Origin of the sequence: Pontibacter chitinilyticus, from assembly GCF_039748935.1 — a bacterium.
GTDB classification, from domain to species: domain Bacteria; phylum Bacteroidota; class Bacteroidia; order Cytophagales; family Hymenobacteraceae; genus Pontibacter; species Pontibacter chitinilyticus.
The window spans coordinates 65,757-81,353 of record NZ_JBDIZJ010000008.1 but is presented as its reverse complement, the minus strand read 5'-3'; the positions used below and the strand labels follow the sequence as shown (position 1 = coordinate 81,353).

At 48.1% G+C, this 15,597-nt stretch carries 12 protein-coding genes; 4 read left to right on the top strand and 8 right to left on the bottom strand.

Features of this window, described 5'->3' with window-relative positions; all coding sequences use genetic code 11:
• Positions 1-380: 380 nt before the first annotated feature.
• The 6 genes from ABDW72_RS13170 to ABDW72_RS13145 all read right to left on the bottom strand — a co-directional run bounded on the left by ABDW72_RS13170 (position 381) and on the right by ABDW72_RS13145 (position 7,055).
• Positions 381-1,160, bottom strand: a complete 780-nt coding sequence (locus ABDW72_RS13170; RefSeq protein ID WP_347159034.1) for a hypothetical protein — start codon at positions 1,158-1,160, stop codon at positions 381-383.
• 174 nt (positions 1,161-1,334) lie between these two features.
• On the bottom strand, positions 1,335-1,757 hold the full coding sequence (locus ABDW72_RS13165; protein ID WP_347159033.1) for a hypothetical protein: 423 nt from the start codon (positions 1,755-1,757) through the stop codon (positions 1,335-1,337).
• Between the two features lie 264 nt (positions 1,758-2,021).
• On the bottom strand, positions 2,022-3,725 hold the full coding sequence (locus ABDW72_RS13160) for a DUF885 domain-containing protein (RefSeq protein ID WP_347159032.1): 1,704 nt from the start codon (positions 3,723-3,725) through the stop codon (positions 2,022-2,024).
• A 630-nt stretch (positions 3,726-4,355) separates the two neighbouring features.
• Complete coding sequence (locus ABDW72_RS13155; protein WP_347159031.1) at positions 4,356-5,498, bottom strand: App1 family protein phosphatidate phosphatase; 1,143 nt, start codon at positions 5,496-5,498, stop codon at positions 4,356-4,358.
• A 42-nt stretch (positions 5,499-5,540) separates the two neighbouring features.
• Complete coding sequence (locus tag ABDW72_RS13150) at positions 5,541-6,353, bottom strand: M48 family metalloprotease (RefSeq protein WP_347159030.1); 813 nt, start codon at positions 6,351-6,353, stop codon at positions 5,541-5,543.
• 297 nt (positions 6,354-6,650) lie between these two features.
• The gene (locus ABDW72_RS13145) at positions 6,651-7,055 is read right to left on the bottom strand and encodes a hypothetical protein (protein WP_347159029.1); all 405 of its coding nucleotides are present in this window, start codon (positions 7,053-7,055) and stop codon (positions 6,651-6,653) included.
• Positions 7,056-7,208: 153 nt separating this feature from the next.
• Between ABDW72_RS13145 and ABDW72_RS13140 the strand changes: the two genes are divergently transcribed.
• Both ABDW72_RS13140 and ABDW72_RS13135 read left to right on the top strand, forming a co-directional pair.
• Complete coding sequence (locus tag ABDW72_RS13140) at positions 7,209-8,297, top strand: DNA topoisomerase IB (RefSeq protein WP_347159028.1); 1,089 nt, start codon at positions 7,209-7,211, stop codon at positions 8,295-8,297.
• Positions 8,298-8,413: 116 nt separating this feature from the next.
• Positions 8,414-9,478 carry an NAD-dependent epimerase/dehydratase family protein gene (locus tag ABDW72_RS13135; RefSeq protein WP_347159027.1) on the top strand — a complete coding sequence of 355 codons (1,065 nt, stop codon included), beginning with the start codon at positions 8,414-8,416 and terminating at the stop codon, positions 9,476-9,478.
• Between the two features lie 9 nt (positions 9,479-9,487).
• Here the strand turns inward: ABDW72_RS13135 and ABDW72_RS13130 are convergent, their stop codons facing one another.
• Entirely contained in the window at positions 9,488-11,083 is a 1,596-nt protein-coding gene (locus ABDW72_RS13130; protein WP_347159026.1) for a hypothetical protein, read from the bottom strand.
• A 435-nt stretch (positions 11,084-11,518) separates the two neighbouring features.
• Here ABDW72_RS13130 and ABDW72_RS13125 point away from each other — a divergent pair, with 435 nt between their 5' ends.
• Positions 11,519-12,271 carry an HAD family hydrolase gene (locus ABDW72_RS13125; RefSeq protein WP_347159025.1) on the top strand — a complete coding sequence of 251 codons (753 nt, stop codon included), beginning with the start codon at positions 11,519-11,521 and terminating at the stop codon, positions 12,269-12,271.
• 111 nt (positions 12,272-12,382) lie between these two features.
• On the opposite strand, the gene pgi is transcribed toward ABDW72_RS13125, so the two are convergent.
• Entirely contained in the window at positions 12,383-14,035 is a 1,653-nt protein-coding gene (gene pgi / locus ABDW72_RS13120) for a glucose-6-phosphate isomerase (protein WP_347159024.1), read from the bottom strand.
• 618 nt (positions 14,036-14,653) lie between these two features.
• On the opposite strand from pgi, the gene otsB reads away from it, so the two are divergent.
• Positions 14,654-15,493: a trehalose-phosphatase gene (gene otsB / locus ABDW72_RS13115; RefSeq protein WP_347159023.1), complete on the top strand. Its 840-nt coding sequence runs from the start codon at positions 14,654-14,656 to the stop codon at positions 15,491-15,493.
• Positions 15,494-15,597: the final 104 nt, after the last annotated feature.

The following is a 15,597-nucleotide window of genomic DNA, read 5'->3' as shown; positions in this document are numbered from 1 at the left end:
GAGAAAGTACATGGTTTAGACTAAGTTCGCAGGCATACAGCCAACAAACAGGATTTATGAAGCTATGACTTTGGAAAACGGCAGGTTCAATTAACTAAAAAGCGAAATAGCACTTTATAGCTGAATGCTTAACGGCAAGCCAACAATTTTATAAACACACTGGTAGCCGTAGTTTTACACGTAGTCAACAGACTGACCGCGGTAAACGCATTTATAAACATTGATTCATTCGTCCTCCAAATGATATTCGTTTTTCAGGAATACTATTAATCGACTTGCATATTTGGCTTGAATATCCAACTCTCGCAAATAACCCCTCATAGCAACTAGATTTACTGCTAGTTTATTAAAATACCGTTTTAACTTTTCTTTGTCGGATGTTACGGCGGGGGGAGTTTATTCAAGGGTTTAAAATTCTTCATATAAGTTGTATCTATAAGTGTCGGAAAATCAAAAACTTCTTCTGAAGAGGCAACATAGTCGTTATATATAAGGTAGCATTCCTGAAATTGCGTCTCTGTTCTGCTATTCAAATAATCATAGCTTAGGAGGCTGTCAGCAACATGGTCCGTTCGTATCAGCCGAAGATTTCCGCTCTGTTTTAATTGCGTAAGAGTAGCGTTGTTGGTTTTAAAACTATTAAACCAAGCTGCATAGGCCAGTTCTATTCTCGTTAATGCTTTAAGGTTCTCCGGAACAGTAAAATCTGCTTTTGATAAATGAACGAGGCTATCCATTTTTTCGGTACTCACGGTTAGCCTTCGAATAACATGATAGAGTTGCGTTGTATCATCTTTGAGGTTTTGCACCATTCCGATAATATACTCTTTCTCTCTGTGTCGTTCGACGTAGGTCTCCCTGATGTTTTCGGCAACAAAACCAAGAAAGACGGCTAAGAACAACATGAAAAATTCTAACAGATATTCGCTCCATTTCTTTTTGTGCGATGGATGATGCGGATGATGTACTTCCATGAGCGAAGAGACAGTTGAGTTTTGGTTTACTGTGTTTTCAGTTGCCTGGCTTTCTTTGTTGTTCGTTGCCTGGTCTATCTGGGCAAGAGACGTACTTTCGTTAGGCGGGTCTTGCTCACTGGAAGATTCTTGTGAACTTTCGTTTTGGTCGCCGTCAGTCACTTCTTTGTTTTGTTTGTTGTCCACGGTAGGTAAAAGTTTGAATACATGCAATTTATCCTGCTTGATGGAGAGATATATTGCATCAGGGCTGAATAACCGCTAACGCCCTCGTGTAAGCGGCGGCGAGGCTTGGTACAATTACTGGGTACATTAAAACCGTCCTTTTTGCCAGGACGGTTTTTTATGATTTATTGAACATTATAATACTAACCAATCAGTATATATTTCAGGAGCATTAGATGGCATTACAAACTTGCCAAATTCTTTTCCAATATCATTCAACTTTGTAAATGCCACCTTACCAAGTTCAGTTGGTGTATCATCATTATTGAAGTATTTATTTCTGTTAGCTTCAGTATCAAAAATAAATACTATACCCACACTGCTGCTGTCTTGTCCACGCAAACGTTTTGATACATACATTTTAACGCCAGGAAAGGCATTTTCATAAGCAGGTATTACTTTAGTTTTGTAAAAGTTTACAAAGTTTTCCATAGATACACCCTCTTTTAAAGTAGGAGTAAAGGGGTGAACACTGATCAGGCTTCCTTCGGGCAGTGTTTGACCAAACGAGAAAATGCACATTAGTGCAAAAGCGAAAGTGAATAATCCTTTTTTCATTATTGTTTTATTTAAAGATTAAAAAATGCAAGTTTTACTATTTTTTATTTAGTTACCTCTTTCACATAAATTGACACATAACCTTGAAGGAATGTCGAAAGCGGGGGTTGTTGAAAAATCTAAGGCCGATTTATCCTCTAAAGCACATTTGCGATTTATAGCCGCATGCTTAACGTCCAATCACAATTTTATAGACACACTGTTGACTGCAGCCCTTTGTCGCCTAAAAACTTTTGATGGTAAAAAATTATATACCATTATCCCTTACTTCTTTTGCGTTGATGCCCATGCATCCATCTTTTCTTCGAGTATATCCAGCGGCATAGCCCCATCTTTTAAAATTTCATCATGAAAGGCGGCTATATCGAAAGCGGAGCCGAGCTCTTTTTCGTACTTCTTTCTTAATGCCTGCAACTTCATCCCCCCTACCTTGTAGGCAACTGCCTGCCCTGGAACGGCCATATACCGTTCAATTTCTGCTGTAGCCGCTTGCTCAGTAATCGGTTCATTGTCCATCATGTATTTGATTGCTCTTTCCCGTGTCCATCCTTTCGTATGTAGTCCAGGGTCCACTACCAGCCGTATAGCCCGGTGAATTTCCCATGATAAGTTTGCCATTTTTTGATAAGGGTCGGTGTATAAACCAAGTTCTTTTCCCAGACTTTCACTATATAAGCCCCAGCCTTCAATAAAAGCTATAAAATGACCATGCCGCCTGAATTGAGGTAAACTGTCATTCTCAAATTGCAGCATGGCTTGATAATGATGCCCGGGAATAGCTTCATGAGCAAATGTTGATTCTTCCGCAATTTTGGTTTTGGTTGCATCTACTATGGGTACATAAAAGATGCCGGGACGACTCCCATCGGGTAAGCCAGGATAATATTGAGCCGACGCTGAGGCTGCTCTGAATGATTCGGTTTGGCGAATCTCAAAGGGCGTTTTCGGTGTGTGCAAGAACAGGGCAGGAAGTTCCGGTTCAATTTTCTGCTGTATAGCCCGATATGCCGTTAGCACCTCCTCCGGTGTTTTATATGGAAAGAACTTTTGGTCTGTTCGCAAATATTCTAAAAACGCATTCAAATCACCTTTAAAACCGACAGCTTCCTTTACTTTTTCCATTTCACCCCTTATTCTTTTTACCTCTTCCAGGCCGGTATTGTATAATTCGTCTGGCGTTATATGCGTAGTCGTAATCAATCTTACATCGTAATCATACATAGCAGCACCGCCTGGTACAGCGCTTAAGCCGCTGCTGGTTCTTGCCTTAGGCAAATATTCGGTTAGAAGAAAATCACGCAGTTTTTGATAAGTCGGTACAAGTTGCTCATTAATCAATTTCACATAAGCATTGGTCAACTGGACCTTTTCTGAATCACTAAAGTTATCCGGCATGTTAGTAACAGGTCCATAAAACACACTTTTGGTAGCATCGGTGTTTACAAAACTATTCATCTGCGGAATTATCTTTACCACCAGGGCTTTTGGCAGCACAACACCTTCTGCCATGCCTTTTCTAAAATAAAAAATGGCACTATCTGCCCACACCGAAAAAGCAGTCGCCCGCTTTATCCAATCATTATAATCTTTTACTGTTTTAAAAGGCTGTATAAACTTTCCGCTGCCAAATTGTGCAACGGATAAGGGAACAGCATTATACTGGTTGAAAGGCATGCGATTATCCTTTTGGGTAAGCGCCTCTAAGTTCATTTTTAACTGCCATTGGAATATGTCGTAACTAAGGCGGTCATTTTCACTTAGACTTTCTCTCTTGAAATTTGAAAGCGCTGTTAAATAACGGGTATAATAGTCTTTGTATTTCTCCCGATAACTGTCGGTGAACTCTGCAGGCAACAGGTCATTGTACCGGTTATCACCATAAAAAGTAGCCATTGCGGGGGAAAGCTTCAGCCCTTCATTGTAATAGGCGTTAAATAAGCTGTCTAATTGGTTGTTTGTCTCAGTCATTGCTTGAGCGTTTGCAGTATGGCTGATACATAGCAACGTAGTGATAACGGTAAGAAGAAGAAGTCTCATAGCCCTCACATTTGTAGTTGGTGGAATGAAAATAATTTATATTAATTTTGTTCGGTTGAGTGCTTCAACTTGCTCTAAGTTAGAATTTGCTTAACAAAATATCATACAATATATTATAAGTTTATAAATACAATGTCAGCAGCGCGGCAATACAAAATGCGCGTACACTTTATAAGTTACTATTCGGGCTTTTAATATTTTTTAAGCGCTGCTGGCTGAGATGATTATACCGTAGTATGGTCTTTAAATCGTTGTGCTCCAGTAGCTCCTGAATGAACTTCATATACGTTCGGTTTTCCAGCAGATGGGTGTAAAGCTGTGCATTAAACCATGTATACTTACTTCTGTGGGTGAGGATAATTCTAAGAAGGACTCTCTTGAACATAAGCTATTTATTGCGTCTGCAGTACTGCTAGCTATGCTATCCTTCTATATGTTAATCTTCAAAAATTGCTTTTGTATTTACTTATGCTAAGTTTAAAGTATAACTATATATAAGCTAAGTTATAAAAATAATTAATAACTACAATAATTTAAAATAAAAAAATTACAATTTTCTCCTTACACATCCCCCTCCTCATCCAGTTCCGCTTCATTTTCCACGTGCTGCACCTGCTCGGTAAAGATAAAGCCATTTTGAGCGGCGTGGTCGGCGGCGGCAGTTGTGTTCTTTACCAGCACCAGTTCTACTTCTCCCTCCTGCTTTAGCTCGTCAGCTATGGTGGTGACGGCTTGGGTGCGCTTAGCGATGTTCACGTCGCGGATGTAGATGGCCATGATGCGGCCAGGGAAATTATGTACTACCTGGTGATAGATATCTGCATCCAATTGCCCGCTGTCACCGATAAGTATAAAGTTGAGTTTGGGGTAGGTGGCCAGGATGTTCCCGATCTCTTTATACTTGTGGCTCATGTGGTCGGACTTCAGGAATTTCTTCTCGTCTATCCCGAAGTCTCGTAGCAGGAGGGGACCTTGTGGTATGTCGTTCAGCTCCAGGAAATGGTAAAGCAGGTCATAGTTGTTCCAGGGGCTGCTGCTCACGTAAAAGAAGGGGTTGTTGCGCTTGCCATTGCGGCCCAACTGCAGTGCCTTGTAAAACTGGGACACTCCATGAAAGGGGATGCGGGTATGGGCGTTGTGCAGCAGCACGTTGCGGCCGGTTTCGAGTAGACTGGTGGAGCCGGTCCGGATAATGGTGTCGTCAATGTCGGAAATAATGCCATACTCAGCGTCCGGCGGCGGCACCAGCACGTGCGCAGTAGCGGTTACTTCTTCGGTTATCTTTACGGGCGCGTCCACCAGTTTCAGGTCAATTGCATGCCAGATATCATCGGGTTGCAGCGGCCGCTGGGGCTCAATGTTCAGCTCAAAATATCCTTCCTGGTCTGTGGTAATTTCGTGCGTGGTCTGCTGCAAGTATAACTGCACACGCGCATTCGGAATCTCATCGCTTTCGAAGCGGCGGTACATATTCAGCAGGTTTTCCCAGGTCGTGTCATCCTCCTCCGACTGCGTAATGCCTTTGTCAACCAACACACGCCCCTTTACATACAACCTGTTCTCGGTGCCATAGCTGCGATAAGGAACGATCTGCAGGGGTTGCAGCAGGCCAAGTCTGCGCTTGAGCTTAAAGGTGAGTGCATCTAACTTCTCTTCTGCTTTTAGGATGCCTTTGGCGGCTTTGTCTTTCAAGTCATCTTTCATAGTGTTCGCAAAAGATACCTGCCGACAGGTGACAGGCACCGGTTATAAGTTGTTCAGGGCCGTTTTTAAGGCGGTAAGATCTGCGTCAGGGGCAACTTTGATAGCTGCAGGCTTCTTCTCCTTCACGTGGCTCTCCGGCGCAGGTTGCAGAGACCCAGGGGAAGTATCTGGCTGCGTCTCCTTGTTTGCATGTACGAAAAAGCCAGCTGTTGCGTCGTAATCATAATAGTTGGTGCCTTTCAGGTACTGCCTAGCGTAGGTGTGGGCTTCTGTTTCGGCCGTTGGGCTGAACTGGAGACCGGCCATCGTGCCTTCCAGCTGAGCAGCGATCTGCTTCCCTGTGCCCGGATCATTGCCCAAAGCGACGGATAGCAGGATGGCGATGCCATACTCGCGTTGCAGTTGCTGCACACTATGGCGCCGGTCGGCATGTGCAATCATATGGGCCAGCACGCCGGCCAGGCGATCTTCAGCTGCTACAGACTTGAGCAAACCACTGAACACGTACAGGTGGCCGCCCGGAGTAGCAAACGCATTCAGGTTGCCATCGTCTTTTAGCAGCGTCACCGTCCATGGAAAATCATTCCGGTATTTTACTTCGCCGGAGTTCAGGATACGGTTTACAATGCGGTCGAGGCTGGCATACGCTTGCTGCACAGCTACATTGGAGCTGTTGTGGTCCAGCAACTGGCCTTTGGCCCGGTAAGTGGCGTCTACTTCGTGCGCGAGCTGCTCACCAAGCTTTATATCGTCTTGCGGAGAGAAGATGACACCTTCATTTTCTTTGCAACTGTTCAGTGCGCCTATAAGGAGCAACGCCACCAGCCATAGCGGGAAGCGAAAGGGATGTTTCATATAGTAGGTTACGTCGGATACCGCAAAAGAATAGCACTTGTGGCATATATCTGAACGCTTATACTACAGCAGGTCCTTTGTAGTTACATCCTTCAGCAGCTCCGGAAAACAGAAATTGTTTTTCAGCAGGCAGAGCCTTATTTTATACTTAGAAAGCACAAAAAAAGCCCCTGCTAGTAGCAGGAGCTTCGTGAGAAGTGCGTTGAAGCCCTTGGGCTCAAAATGCCTGTAAGGGTATCTATACTTGCGGGATAGCGGTAGGAAATAATTTGAATTGTTGCAGCCAGAAACCAACCCTTATTCGGTTTCGCGCAATACCTGCTTGCCAAACATAACGGAAACAGTAAAGGTGAGCAGCGCAATAATTAGCATGGCGGTGGTAAGGAGAAAAGCCATTCCTGCTGTTTGCGTATCTTCAGTTTGCTGGCTCTGCTGCACTTCCTGCAGGAGTCTTATAAAGTAAGTAGCCGAGCGCCAGGCCAACAGCAGCGTGAGCAAACCAGCCTCAGCGGCACCCAGCAGAAAGCCCCAGCGTCTGCCCCTGTTCAGAAAATGGCCTGCTGCTAGGCCCAGCACGCCCCCGATAGCTCCCGTGATAAGCGCTGTTCGGGCCTGTTCACCGGCAAGGTCTACGGCCACGGCGCCACAGGCCATCAGAAAAAAACCAAAGAAGGCGTATAAATACGATATGTTCTTGTGCATAGTATCCGAAATCTGCATTGGGTTGCTTTATCCTGCAAAGATAAGGTAGTTTGTGGTTTCCAAATGGCTCCTGCTGCTTCTTATTGGTACAACTTTTAAGAAGTTGCATAGTATGTACTGCAGGAAGCTTCCTTATCAGGAGCTCATTTGCACATGGCTAAAAAAAGCAACGTTCACGATCTATATGCCGACCCCAGCAAATCTGCTGCCATGGCCGGCCTCCGCTATACTTCCGATGCCAGGCCCGGTTATACCCGAAAAAAAGTAGGGAAAGGTTTTCAGTACCTGGATGAGCACGGCGCACCTGTTACCGATGATCAAAAACTGGAGCGGCTCAAAGGACTGGTCATTCCGCCTGCCTGGACAGAAGTATGGATCTGCAAATCACCTAAGGGGCACCTGCAGGCAACCGGCCGCGACATCAAAGGCCGCAAGCAGTACATTTATCATCCGCAGTGGAAACAGGTTCGCAACCTAACCAAATTCGGGCGCATGATCTCGTTTGGCAAGCACCTGCCACAACTGCGCGAGCGCCTGGAGCAGGACATTACCTCCCGCAAACTGGACCGCCGCAAAGTAACGGCCTTGGTCCTCACCATTATGGACAACGCCCTGATCCGGATCGGCAACCGGCAGTATGCCGAAGCCAACAGCTCCTACGGCCTGACTACCTTGCGCGACAAGCACGTAAAGATCGAGGGTAACAAAATAAAGTTTAGCTTCCGGGGCAAAAAAGGAGTAGAGCAGGAGATTGACCTAAAGGACCGCCAGTTAGCCCGGCTCGTAAAAAAGTGCCGCGACATTCCGGGGTACGATCTTTTTCAGTATTACGATGAGCAGGGAGAGCGGCAAACGCTGGAATCAGGAGACGTGAACGAATACCTGCGCGAAGCGACAGAAGAAGACTTTACGGCAAAAGATTTCCGGACCTGGGGCGGCACCGTGCGCATGGTGGAGTGCCTGGAGCAGGTGCTGGACGAGCAGCCTGAATTAGGTAAGGAGAAAAGTATAAAAGAAGCTGTGAAGGGTGTAGCCAAAGGCCTGGGCAACACTCCCAGCGTTTGCAGCAAATATTATATTCATCCTGAGGTGGTTAATCTGTTCAGGGAGGATAAATTACTCCGCTACCTGCAGCGGCACGATGCCACCGCCCCAAAAGTTAATCACCTCTCCGGCACCGAAGAACTGGTGCTGAAAATGCTGGAGCGGGTGGCGCAGGAGAAAAAGAAAGCAAATAGCTAGCAGTATTCCTGCCATACTTCTAAATTTGTTGTGGCAAGGCCGGTTAGCCGTTGTTTTGCTGTGCTGTAGTGGCCTGAAAGGCGAAGCTATACACTTGTCTTCTAACCCAGGAATGAATGCCTGACACTAAAATTCTGGTTACCGGCAGCGCCGGCTTTATTGGTCACCATTTAGCGCTTGCCCTTCAGGAGAAAGGTAATACCGTCATCGGGCTTGACTCTATTAACAGTTATTATGAACCCCAGCTGAAGTATGACCGGCTGGCGGTGCAGGGGTTTACCAAAGAACAGATCCACTTCAATCAGCTTACAACCAGCAGCAAATACCCCAACCTGCATTTTATACAAGCAGACCTGGCAGCCTATGAGGAGCTGATCGCCTTGTTTAAGCACCAGCAGTTTGATGTTGTGATTAACCTTGCTGCGCAGGCAGGGGTGCGGTATAGTATGGAGCACCCGCAGTCGTATGTGGGAAGCAACCTGGTAGGCTTTGCTAACTTGCTGGAGGCCTGCCGGCAATATCCGGTGCGGCACCTACTGTTTGCTTCCTCCAGTTCCGTGTATGGACTGAATACCGAAGTGCCTTTCGCTACCACGCACACTACAGATTACCCGATCTCGTTTTATGCTGCCACCAAAAAGGCGAACGAAGTAATGGCGCACAGTTACGCGCACCTCTACCATATACCCACCACAGGGCTGCGCTTCTTTACCGTGTATGGGCCCTGGGGCCGGCCTGATATGGCCTACTATAGCTTTGCAAAGGCAATTGCGCTGGGTTCGCCTATCCGCATCTTCAACCATGGCGACATGCAGCGCGACTTTACGTATATCGATGATGTAGTGAACAGCATCGTACACCTGTTGGAGGTACAGCCAGCGCGGGGTGCTACGTCTGCCTTATCCCGGGCAGCTTATAAGATCTATAATATCGGAAACAACCAACCGGTGCCGCTCATGGAGTTTGTAGCCATACTGGAGCGGCAGCTTGGCAAGAAGGCGAAGCTGGACCTGCAGCCCATGCAGCCCGGCGATGTGCCGATCACGTATGCGGATGTAGAGGATCTGATGCAGGCCGTAGGTTATCGCCCGAATACGCCTTTGGAAGAGGGGCTCCGGAAAACGATGGATTGGTTTAAATCATACTATAGTGCGGAATTAGCACAGGCCTCCACACGCTAAAGTGCTGGGTTAGTTGCCTTCGCGGTCATAGGCATGCACGCGCACATCGCGGGTGGTCATGTCGCGTGCCTCGGTGCCAAATTGTATCTCGTTGCCACGCTCTGTGTCGTACACGCGGGTCATCTTCTTCCAGCCTGGTATATCCGACTGATCCGTAATCTTATCTTCCCCCAGACCACCATAAACAGCAATGGGAATAGTAGAAGGGACCTTCCCCTGAATGTTAAACTCATCCTCACCAGCCAGGCCATAGAGCTTCAGCTGCCGTGTTTCGGTGCCCAGGAAAATGCGATGGTAAAGGACGGCAGCCGGAATGTTGCCGTGCGCTTTCCGCTGCACTGTTACTTCTGTTCGGTTGCCGCTTAGCCGCCGCACCGTAAAAAGCTCTTCCTGGTCTGAGCCGGGTATCGTTACTTCTCGGGCAAGAATCTCATACGCTTTGTTGGCTGCCCTTACCAACTCGTTTCGGCGGGTCTTAAGGTTACTACTGAGTTGTGGACCTATCTGTTTGTAAATAGGATGCGGTAACCGGTGCACTGCCTGTTCGATCACGGCATCGGTCAGGTGTGCCTGCATGGCTTTGGCTTCCTGTTGCCACTGCTCTCTGCTTACTTCATTCAGGAGCCGTTCATCCATAAACGAGGCATTGATCAAATACGCCTGCACATCGTCTAGCGAGGGGCCGAACGAATGGAACTTGCGTGCGAAGAGCTTGCTGGTGGCAACGGCAGGAAACAAGCCATCGCGCATACGGAAGAATACCTGATCGCGATCTTTGGGAATTGGCACATACAAGGTGTCCGCTTGCTGCGGCACTACAGCCCAATCCCATTGATTTTTGTGGCGGTCCCAGTCCCCGAGCAGCAGGTCCAGCAGCCGGGCACGGGCAAAAGCTACCTGGTCGAAGTGGTGGGAATTGGTGGTGAACCGAAGGCGCAGGGCATCATCCGAATCCTCAAAAGTAGTTACGGCAGGGCTAAAGGCAGCGGTCAGGTCTTTGGGAGTCTCGTAGCGCTCTTCCAGTAAAAAGAGTTTACCTTGAGCCACTGCAGCATGGGGCCCGAACGTTGTGTCGCCGGGTGCCACATAGTATACGGCGGGGTTGGTGTGGTAAACGCCGGCAGCGCGGGCCAGCACCGGCACCACCAGTGCCCCGTAAGGATTGGCAGCGGAGGTCTGGTCGCGGAGCAAATTAGCGATCATTGTTTTTCGCCAGAAGGGGCTGAGCACCTCTACCGGATTCTTATCGATCGAGCGCAGTGCATAGGCACGGCCGGTACTGTCCTGCAGGTGAAAGCTCAGCGTCTGAAAGCCCCCGCCTTGCTCCATCAGCTGTAAACCGCCCTTTACCTGATGCATATGAAAGACGGGCAGCAAGACAGGCGTGGTCCAGAGGCGGCGGTTATGATTACCCCAGAAAAGGCGGAAGAACCAACTGCGGTCATACTGCCGGCCCGCCACCACCCAGGCACTATCCGGACCAGCGGGTGTGCTGCCAGCCAGTTCAGAGGGAGTTGCCTGTGCATCTTTTTGAAAAAAGTCATCATCAGCACAGCCACTCAGCAGCAGGCAGGGCAGCAGGATATACACAAACAGGTTCTTCATAGGTGTGCTAGGGTAAACGACAGGACCGGCAGGTAACCAGCCTTTGCGCTATTTTGTGTCGGAGTCCTGTTAATTTCGTAAATTGCCCGTATTGCCGGTAGGCGGCAGGCCATCTCAGATACGGGGCGGTTAACTGAGCTTACCTAATTTGCCTGTGGAAGGTTCGTGCAGTAAAACCTGGCGCGGAAGTTTATACTTATACTAACCTTTGGGTGCTCAGTGGCACTACTTGCCGGGTAAACAAGGTCCTGTGCAGGCAAACAACAGCTATAGTAGCTCACAACTATCCTGAAAAGGTATAAAAGGTGCTCTTTTACAGCGTACGGCTACTTTCCAAAGCAGATATTTCTGAAATAAAATATTTTCTGTTACCTTAAAACATTAAGCTTTCAGAAAGAGTAAAGCAAGTCAAATTTAACCTAAACCCTTAATTGCATGAGTACCCTTACAAACCTGATGCAGGAAAAAAATATAAAAGCGCTGATTGTGGATATGGACGGCGTTATCACACATACATCCCAGATACATGCGGATGCCTGGAAGCGCATGGTGGATACATTCCTGCGGAAGCGAGGGGAGGAAGAAGGGAAAGAATACGAACTGATGGATGCGGAAAAAGATTACCAGGCTTACGTTTATGGCGTTCCCCGCCACACGGCTGTTCGCAACCTTTTCAAATCCCGCGGCATCGATCTACCGGAGGGTACACCAGAAGATTACATGGGCAAAGAGACGGTAGTTGGCCTGGGTAACCTTAAAAATATGTATTTCCTGGAGCTGGTAAAGCAAGGTGTGGAAGTATACGAAGATACGGTGGAGTGGCTGAAGCAACAGCAGCAGGCGGGCAAACGCCTAGCTGTGGTTTCATCCAGCAAAAACTGCCATGATATTTTGCAGCGCGCCGGACTGGACCGCTTTTTTGAGGTACGTGTAGATGGCCTGACAGCAGCAAAAGAAGGGCTGCAGCCTAAGCCAGCGCCTGATTTGTTTTTGGAAGCAGCCAAGTGCCTGGAAGTAAAACCTGAAGAAGCGGCTGTTTTTGAAGATGATGCCCAAGGCATAGAGGCTGCAAAGGCCGGTAACTTTGGACTGGCTGTAGGGATAAACAGGGGCGCAAAGGAGCAGCAACTGCAAGCAAGTGGCGCCGATCTGCTGATCAGCAACTTTGCAAGTTTAGAGAAAGTATAAAGTATAGCCAGCCGAAGCTAAGCATAGCCGGCAGGTTTGCTATAAAAAGTGCGTTGCAGCAAGAAAATGTGCCTTCTTGCTGCAACGCGCTCTTGTTTTAAACAACAAGTATTAGTCCTTGTGCTGCAGATAATAGTTCATTAAGCCGCTTGTAGAGCTGTCGTGGTCCCCGGCGCTGCCATTCAGCAGTTCCTTTTCAATGGTGCCGGCCAGCTGTTTGCCTAATTCTACGCCCCACTGGTCAAAGCTGTAGATGTTCCAGATCACTCCTTGTACAAATGTTTTATGCTCATACATGGCAACCAAAGCACCAAGTACAAATGGCGTCAGTTTGGGGAACATAATGGAGGTAGAGGGCTTATTGCCCTGAAAGACTTTCTGGGGTACCAGTTCTTCTATTTCAGCGTCGGTCATGTTGCCTTTCTGCTGTAGCTCTGCCCGAACTTCTTCGGCTGTTTTGCCTTTCATCAGCGCCTCCGTCTGGGCAAAGAAGTTGGAAAGCAGGATAGGGTGGTGTTGCCCCAGCGGGTTCTGGCTTTGTGCCGGTGCTATAAAGTCGCACGGAATCAGGAAAGTGCCTTGGTGAATCAGCTGGTAAAACGAGTGCTGGCCATTGGTGCCGGCGGCACCCCATACAATGGGCTGGGTGGCATATGATACAAAGTTGCCGTTGCGGTCGGCGCTTTTGCCGTTGCTCTCCATCTGCAGTTGCTGCAGGTAATCGGGCAGCAGGCGCAGGTATTGGTCGTAAGGCAGCACCGCATGTGTCTGCGAACCGAAGAAGTTAGTATACCAAATGCTAAGCAGCGCCAGTTGTACCGGCACATTCTGGCGCATTGGTGTCTGGCGGAAATGCTGGTCCATGGCTTCAGCCCCGCGGAGCATTTCCTCAAAATGATCATACCCGATGGCACAGGCCACAGACAAGCCGATAGCTGACCACAGCGAATAACGGCCGCCCACCCAATCCCAGAACTGAAAGATATTCTCCTCAGCAATGCCGAACTTGGTCACTTCCGGGATGTTGGTGGAGAGCGCTACAAAATGCTTGCTCACCTGCGTCTCATCTTTGGCATGCTCCAGAAACCAGTTGCGGGCCGTATGGGCGTTGGTCAGGGTTTCTTTGGTCGTAAATGTTTTGGAAGCGATGATAAAAAGGGTCGTTTCCGGGTTCAGGTGGCGTAAGGCTTCGGCGGCATCGGTGCCATCCACATTCGAAATAAAGTATACTTCCAAGTTGCGGTTCTGGTAGCTCTTCAGTGCCTCTGTGACCATTTGCGGCCCGAGGTGCGAACCGCCGATGCCAATGTTCACGATCTGGCTGATAGGTTTGCCAGTGTAGCCCCGCAGTTCGCCGTTGTGCAGTTTGTTGCTGAAGCGCTTCATCTGCTGCTGCACTTCCCGGACCTGCGCCAGTGCATTCTCCCCATCTACTTCCAGCGTCTCATCCGTAAAATTGCGTAAAGCTGTGTGCAGCACCGCACGCCCTTCCGTCGCATTGATCGTCTCTCCGGTAAACATCTGCTCAATGGCACCCGGCACATCCGTTTCTTCTGCCAACTGCGTGAGCAGGTCGAGAGTTTCCGGGGTGATGCGGTTTTTAGAAAGGTCGAACAGGATATCGTTGGCCTGCAGCGACAGCTTGCTAAAGCGCTCCGGGTCTTGCGCAAAAAGTTCGCGCATGTGGGTAGGCGCCACTTCCTGGTAGTGCTCCTGCAGTCGTTTCCATGCGGCAGTATCGGTAGGCGTTTGGTTTTTCAGCATAGTTTTTCAGATTGAAATTTAATTATAAGCGGTCAATAGGCAAATCTAACACATATTTGGTAATTGCAAGATACGCTCCTCTGCTGTACGTGTCCGCGTCGCTCTTAATCATAAATAAGGGCAAGCATTTATGGCAGAAGTCGTACAGTATCATTCTCGATTACCCTTGCGTATTCTGGAAGTATAGCATGCCTAGGTATAGATAGAATTAGAGCAACATACTGCTTCGCTGCGCAAGCACTGTTATAAATAAAAAACCAGATATCATCGGATCAAGCCGCAGTTGCTTAAGTATAGCCTGTTATCGTATTCTGATGCTGGTTTCTGGTGAAATGAAATGGAAGCTGAACGGTTTAAACCTTGAAATTCGTACTTTCAGGAGCCGAAGCAGCATATAAGAAGTATACATGATGCGTTTCCGATCTGAAAACAAAGTGTGGCAGAACAATACGCGCCTCTAGTAAGAATTCTTTTTATACTTACCGTGCAGGTATAGTTTAAGGTGCTGCGGTGTCAGGCTAGTTGCTACCAATTTGCAAATCAGCGGAAACCTGATCCCATAACAGAACTGAACGTTTAAAACAACACGCCGGTGCGGCGCCGGCTAAATCCCCGAATATGACCATGAATAACCAAGCTCCCCGAACAGTGCAGAAGCATGATCCTAAAAGCCTTCCTTCCGCTTTAAAAGATATTCCCCATCTGACACAAGGAAAAAAACCAGCCGTTTTTCTGGACTATGACGGTTGCCTGAGCCCGATCGTGAAAGACCCGGACAAAGCGGTGCTCACTACGGAAATGCGGGACACTTTAAAGCGGCTGGCGGATGTATGTTTTGTAGCCGTGGTAAGTGGCCGGGATAGGGCCAACGTAGAGAAACTGGTGCAGCTGGATAATTTATACTTTGCCGGCTCGCATGGATTCGACATCTCCGGACCAGGTAACATGCACACGGAGCCTGGCGGCGCGAAAGCTGCCTTGCCCGCGTTGGAAGAGGCGGACAAAATGTTGCAGGAGCGCCTGCAGCATATACAAGGCGTGCTGGTGGAGCGGAAACGATACGCCATTGCTGTGCACTACCGCAATGTGCCCGACGAGCAGGTGGATGAAGTGCTACGTGTCACAAACGAGGTGATTGCACAACATCCTGAGCTGAAAAAAGGGCCGGGCAAAAAGATCATGGAGCTAAAGCCAAACCTGGACTGGCACAAAGGGAAGGCAGTAGCATGGCTGCTGGAGGAAATGGACCTGGATAAGCCGGATATTCTGCCGCTCTACATCGGAGATGATCTGACGGATGAAGATGCTTTCGCTACGCTGCAGGGCCGTGGTGTTGGCATTATGGTGGGGGAGCATGACGAACAGACTGCGGCAAGTTACCGGCTGGAAGATGTAGAAGATGTGCAGGCTTTTCTGGAAACACTGACGCAAACGGTAAAACAGCAACAGCATAGCTGACCAAAGCCTATGCTATAAACCAGGCCAGCTGTATGCTAAGATCATTCTTCTAACAGCTTTCAGCATGTAAATAGCGTCAGTAACGTGTACCGAAGAAAGGCAGA